Raw genomic sequence first — 593 nt, forward strand, 5'->3', positions numbered from 1 at the left:
GCGCCGAAGTCGCGGCCTTTGGAGAATACGTCTCCAGTGCCGATCGCGGCCACCATGGCGCTCGAAATGATCAGCGCGATGCCAGGCAGGCGTGGCGACAGGGCATCGGTGCGCGTCGCAAGGATGGTGAGCAGTTCTGTACGCAAGAAGCCGATACCCTGGCGTACGGCGATCCCGCGTTCCAGCATGAAGGTACGAACTTGATTGATGATGCCGGTGCGTTGACACCAGCCGCTCGCGCACCCGGTGCAGCACCTGCACATCCAGTTGCTCCGCGGTCTTGGTCGCAACGAACTTCATCGTCGGGCGCTGCACGGCTTCGGCAATCGCTTCGGCATCATTGAAGTCGTTCTTCTGCCCCTTGCTATAGGGGCGGACATATTTGGCCGGCATCAACCTGGCATCGCAAGCGATGCGAGTTTGCGGCTCAGGTGATGTACGCCGAGGCAGACCTCCATGCCGATCAGGCAAGGTGGCATATTTCCGAGCCGCGCTTCCACCTGGCCACGCGACCACTTTGCCGCAGCACGATGGCGCCGCGCGCATCGTGGCCCACGACGTGGAACGAGTTCTTGCCGATATCGATGCCGATC

General features: G+C 61.9%; 1 pseudogene. It reads right to left on the reverse strand.

The features are described from left to right. Positions 1-592 (reverse strand): annotated as a pseudogene (locus tag IF809_RS38715) (IS110 family transposase); the annotation flags it as partial. Position 593 lies beyond the last annotated feature (1 nt).

The sequence above is a fragment of the Bradyrhizobium sp. UFLA06-24 genome (genome assembly GCF_054967145.1).